At 70.6% G+C, this 4,326-nt stretch carries 4 protein-coding genes and 1 pseudogene; all 5 read left to right on the forward strand.

All coding sequences use genetic code 11. The annotated features are described in order from the left end of the window. A partial coding sequence (locus D183_RS0121160) for a chemotaxis protein CheA (RefSeq protein ID WP_017910756.1) occupies positions 1-1,211 on the forward strand: 1,211 nt, incomplete at its 5' end. A 323-nt stretch (positions 1,212-1,534) separates the two neighbouring features. After that, positions 1,535-2,275 carry a flagellar motor protein gene (locus D183_RS0121165; RefSeq protein WP_010341770.1) on the forward strand — a complete coding sequence of 247 codons (741 nt, stop codon included), beginning with the start codon at positions 1,535-1,537 and terminating at the stop codon, positions 2,273-2,275. A gap of 7 nt (positions 2,276-2,282) precedes the next feature. After that, entirely contained in the window at positions 2,283-3,230 is a 948-nt protein-coding gene (motD, locus tag D183_RS0121170; RefSeq protein WP_017910757.1) for a flagellar motor protein MotD, read from the forward strand. Continuing rightward, a complete protein-coding gene (locus D183_RS0121175) occupies positions 3,230-4,012 on the forward strand; it encodes a ParA family protein (RefSeq protein ID WP_017910758.1) in 783 nt (260 codons plus the stop codon). The genes motD and D183_RS0121175 overlap by 1 nt, the downstream gene beginning before the upstream one ends. Then, positions 4,009-4,326, forward strand: a pseudogene (locus D183_RS0121180) (chemotaxis protein CheW); the annotation flags it as partial. The gene D183_RS0121175 and the pseudogene D183_RS0121180, both read left to right, overlap by 4 nt.

Below are 4,326 nucleotides of genomic sequence, written 5' to 3' on the forward strand. Positions count from 1 at the left end.
TGCAGCCGGCGCCGCGCGCGCCCAGCGCCGCGCCCAAGGCCGCGGCCGCTCCGGCCAAGGCCGCCGAGCCCGAACACACCGTGCGCGTGGACACCAAGCGCCTGGACGCGATCGTCAACCTGATCGGCGAACTGGTGCTCTCGCGCAACCGCCTCAAGACCTTGCGCGTGCGCCTGCGCGACGAGGAGCTGGACCGTGCGGTCAGCAGCCTGGACATCGCCACCGCCCGCCTGCAGTCGGCGGTGATGCGCACGCGCATGCAGCCGGTCGGCAAGGTGTTCTCGCGCTTCCCCAAGGTGGCGCGCGACGTCGCCCGCTCGCTCAACAAGGAAGTGGAGCTGGAACTGATCGGCGCCGACACCGAGCTCGACCGCAACCTGGTCGAGGCGCTGGCCGATCCGCTGGTGCACCTGGTGCGCAACGCGATCGACCACGGCATCGAAGCGCCGGCGCTGCGCGAGGCCACCGGCAAGCCGCGCGGCGGCCACGTGCGCCTGTCGGCGCAGCAGGAAGGCGACTACGTCAGCATCGAGGTGCAGGACGACGGCGCCGGCATCGACCCGGAACGGCTGCGCGCCAAGGCCCGCGAGAAGGGCCTGATCGATCCGGAGGCCGCGGCCCGCCTGAGCACCGAGGAATGCCTGCACCTGGTGTTCCTGCCCGGCTTCTCGACCAAATCCGAAGTCACCGACATCTCCGGCCGCGGCGTCGGCATGGACGTGGTGCAGTCGCGCATCCGCGAACTCAGCGGGCAGATCCAGATCCAGTCCGAACTGGGCCGTGGCAGCCGCTTCCTGATCCGCGTGCCGCTGACCCTGGCGATCCTGCCGACCCTGCTGGTGCAGGCCGGCGACACCGTCTACGCGCTGCCGCTGGCGCGCGTGGTGGAAGTGCTGCACGCCCCGCGCCGCTCGCTGGGCTGGTTCGACGGCCGCGCCGTGCTCGACCGGCAGTCGCACACCCTGCCGCTGGTGGACCTGCGCCAGTGGCTCAACATCGACGCCCCGCAACTGCCGCTGCTCACCGTGGTGGTGCTGCAGGCCGGCGAATCGCGCATGGGCCTGGTCGTGGACCAGGTCCGCGGCCGCGAGGAAGTGGTGATCAAGCCGCTGCCGCGTTCGCTGCGCGGCCTGCCCGGCTACGCCGGCGCCACCCTCATCGGCGATGGCCGCCTGGCGCTGATTCTGGATGTGGATGGCTTGAAGGCCTGAAGGCCGGGAATGGGGATTCGGGAGTGGGGATTCGCAACGGCGGCTTCCCGGGGCCTCGTTTTCCCTGATTCCGCCATAGAAGCGGCTTCAGCCGCGACGCGGTGAGGCTGGGATTGGCGATAGCACGCGCAGCGCAGTGCCAATTGCCGAGACGATCCGAACGATTGTGTTTAGGCAACGCGCCAAGGTCCGCGCGTCGCGGCTGAAGCCTCTCCTACGGCACACCGACCAACCCTCCGCCCTCGCGCTCTTGCCAATCCCAAATCCCGATTCCCGAATCCCGCCCCCTTCAAGTCCCCCGCCCCCTGGCCGATACCTCCTGCATGGACAAGCTCAGTCTCATCGGCCTGCTGTTGGCGATTCTGTCGCTCATCGGCGGCAGCATCCTCAAGGGCGCCGGCATTTCGGCGCTGTGGTCGCCGGCTGCGTTCGTGATCGTGATCGTCGGCACCGTCGCCGCGATCCTGGTGCACACCCCGCCGTCCGTGTTCCGCCGTGCGTTCCAGATCGCCAAGTGGATCCTGTGGCCGCCGCCGAGCGACCGCCAGGCGCTGCTCAAGCAGATCGTGGAATGGAGCAACATCGCGCGCCGCCAGGGCCTGCTCGGGCTGGAGAACCAGGTGCCGCAGCAGCAGGATCCGTTCGTGCGCAAGGGCCTGCAGATGCTGGTGGACGGCGTGGAGCCGGAAGCGATCCGGCACATGCTGGAGATCGACCTGGAAGGCCAGGAACATTGCGACCTGGCCGCGGCCAAGGTGTTCGAGGGCATGGGCATCTACGCACCGACCCTGGGCATCATCGGCGCGGTGCTGGGCCTGATCGCGGTGATGAAGAACCTGGCCGACCCGAGCAAGCTCGGCCACGGCATCGCCGCCGCGTTCACCGCCACCATCTACGGCATCGCCTCGGCCAACCTGCTGTTCCTGCCGATGGCCGCCAAGCTCAAGAGCGTGATCAAGCACAGCTGCGGCGAACGCGAAATGATCATCGAAGGGTTGATCGCCATCGCCCAGGGCGAGAACCCGCGCAACATCGAATCGAAACTGGCCGGATTCTTGCATTGAGTTCCGAATGGCCCGCAAGCACTCCCACGACGAGCACGCCAACCACGAGGCATGGGCCATCCCCTATGCCGACCTGATGACGTTGCTGCTCGCCTTCTTCGTGGTGATGTACGCGCTGTCCACGATCAACGAAGCCAAGTACCGGGTCATGGCCGACGCGATGAGCGCCGCGTTCGGCGGCACCCCGACGACCCTGCGTCCGGTGCAGGTCGGCGACCACGCGCTGCAGGGCCAGGGCGGCGAGCGGCCGACCCCGATCAAGTCCAGCCCGGCGCTGACCCTGCCCGATCCCAACCGCCTGCCCTCGGGCAACGCGCAGCGCGGCGACGACCTGCGCGACGCGCAGCAGCTGCGACGCGCGCAGCGCCAGCTCGACAGCATCGCCGATCGCCTCGGCGCCGCGCTGGCGCCGCTGATCCAGAAGAAGCTGATCACCGTGCGCCGCGCCGGGCTGTGGATCGAAGTGGAGATCAACAGCGACATCCTGTTCGGCTCCGGCTCGGCCGCGCTCGACCAGAGCGCGCGCGCCACCCTGTCCGAACTGGCGCAGGTGCTGTCCGGCGTGCCCAACGGGGTGCGCGTGGAGGGCTACACCGACAACACCCCGATCGCCACCGCGCAGTTCCCCTCGAACTGGGAACTGTCGGCGGCGCGCGCGGCCAGCGTGGTCCACCTGTTCGCCGACCAGGGCCTGCAGCCCTCGCGGCTGTCGATGATCGGCTACGGCCAGTTCCGCCCGCGCGCCAGCAACGACACGCAGGCCGGCCGCAACGCCAACCGCCGCGTGGTGTTGGTGATCCTGGCCGACTCCGGCGACAGCGGCGATGCGACGCCGTCGGCCTCCGATCGTTTGAGCGCCGGCGCCGCGCCGGCCACCCCGACACCCCCCGCCGCGGCGGCCCCCGGCAACGCCGGCGGCCCCCGCGCAGTACCTGCCATTGAAGGAGTCAACTGATGCGCATCTGGGCGATCGCCAACCAGAAAGGTGGCGTGGGCAAGACCACCACCACGCTGGCCCTGGGCCGTGGGCTGGCCATGCTCGGGCACCGCGTGCTGATGCTCGATCTCGATCCGCACGCCTCGCTGACCCGGGCCTTCGACGTGCCGCAGGAACCGCAGCCGCCGGGCGTGCTCGACCTGTTCGCGACCCCGCCGGGCGAACTCGCCGCGCTGGCCCGCGACACCGCGGTCGAGCGCCTGAGCTTCGTCTGCGGGCAGACCGCGCTGGCCACGCTGGAACGGCGCAGCGCCAACCAGCCCGGCCTGGGCCTGGCGCTGCAGCAGGCCATGGCCCGCCACGCCGGCCAGCACGACTACATCCTGCTCGACTGCCCGCCGACCCTGGGCCTGCTGATGATCAACGCGCTGGCGGCGGCCGACCGCGTGATCATCCCGACCCAGGCCGAGCCGCTGGCCCTGCACGGCCTGGCCAGCATGGTCCGCACCGTGGACATGGTCGAGCGCTCGCGCCGCCGCCCCCTGCCCGCCTCGATCCTGCCGACCCTGTTCGACAAGCGCACCCGCGCCGGCAACGAGACCCTGCGGCAGATGCAGGACAGCTACGGCGAGCGGGTGTGGGAAGACGCCATCCCGGTCGACACCAAGATCTGCAACGTCAAGGCGCTGACGGTGGCCGGCGTGCCGGGCGACTACCCGGGCCGCGGCCTGGCCGCCTACCGCCGCGCGCTGGAATGGCTGATCGCCAGCGACGCCACGCCGATGGAGCAAGCCGCATGAGCACCCCCGGGATCATCGACGATTATCTGGAAGGCCTGCTCCACGACGTGATCGCCGAGGAGCAGAAGGCCGTGCCGCCGAGCCCCGCGCCGGTCGCGGTCGCCGACGTGCAAGCGGACGCCGCGACGACGGCGCCCGCCCCGGCCGCTGCCGGCCCCACGCCCGAACAGATCGCTGCCGCGGTCCTGGCCGAAGCCGATGCCGATCCGGCCCTGGCCGGCATCATGTCGCAGCAGGCGCTGGCGCCCGCACCGGCCGGTCCGACACCCGAACAGATTGCCGCCGCGGTCCTGGCCGAAGCCGATTCCGATCCG

Source organism: Xanthomonas sp. SHU 199, from assembly GCF_000364665.1.
In the GTDB taxonomy this organism is placed as follows: Bacteria; Pseudomonadota; Gammaproteobacteria; order Xanthomonadales; family Xanthomonadaceae; genus Xanthomonas_A; species Xanthomonas_A sontii.

What these genes read in the sequence shown, in the direction of transcription:
- D183_RS0121165 (WP_010341770.1), top strand. Translation starts at nt 1,535, where the DNA reads ATGGACAAGCTCAGTCTCATCGGCCTGCTGTTGGCGATTCTGTCGCTC.
- motD (WP_017910757.1), top strand. Translation starts at nt 2,283, where the DNA reads ATGGCCCGCAAGCACTCCCACGACGAGCACGCCAACCACGAGGCATGG.
- D183_RS0121175 (WP_017910758.1), top strand. Translation starts at nt 3,230, where the DNA reads ATGCGCATCTGGGCGATCGCCAACCAGAAAGGTGGCGTGGGCAAGACC.